Source organism: Phocaeicola sp. RTP21198st1_B8_RTP21198_201120 (genome assembly GCF_040929485.1).
Lineage (GTDB): Bacteria > Bacteroidota > Bacteroidia > Bacteroidales > Bacteroidaceae > Phocaeicola > Phocaeicola dorei.
In genome coordinates, this window is the sequence record NZ_JBCOCI010000326.1 from 783 (window position 1) to 1,480 (window position 698).

Sequence of the window (698 nt, forward strand, 5' to 3'; positions counted from 1 at the left end):
AATATACGATTTACGTATCGGCTATTGGGTATTAATCCCCTGCTTCCTTTATCTTGCATTCTTTGCTGTCAAAGGACACAAAATCACTTCATGGAGATAAAAAACAAATGAATAAACCTCAAACAATATAAAATGAAGAGACTAATCATTCTAAACGGACAACTCATCTTTCCTGATCGCATAGATACGGGCAAGGCATTGATTTGCAAAAACGGAAAGATCGAACAAATCCTTGCCGACAAAATGCTTGAGATAAACCCGGACGATCAAATAATAGATGCCAAACAACAATATGTATCTCCTGGTTTTATCGATATGCATGTTCATGGAGGTGGCGGACATGATTTCATGGACGGAACAGTGGAGGCATTTCTAAGAATAGCGGAAGTTCATGCGAAGTATGGAACAACAGCTATGGTGCCTACAACTCTGACCTGCACCGATGAAGAGTTAATGAATACTTTTACTATTTATAAAAAAGCGAAAGTTCTGAATAATAAAGGTGCTAAATTTATAGGTCTACATCTTGAAGGTCCTTATTTTTCACCTTCCCAGTGTGGAGCACAAGACCCTAATTATCTTAAAAAACCATGCCCGAAAGAATATAACCATTTTATAAATATCTCACAGGATATTGTACGCTGGAGCGTTGCGCCAGAATTGGAAGGAGCTATCGAAATGGGGGAAGAGCTGCAAAG

1 protein-coding gene is annotated in these 698 nt (G+C 38.5%); it reads left to right on the top strand.

The genetic code is table 11. From position 1 onward, the window contains the following. Positions 1-132 precede the first annotated feature (132 nt). The coding region (locus tag AB5935_RS25930; RefSeq protein ID WP_368327863.1) for an amidohydrolase family protein at positions 133-698 on the top strand (566 nt) is incomplete at its 3' end.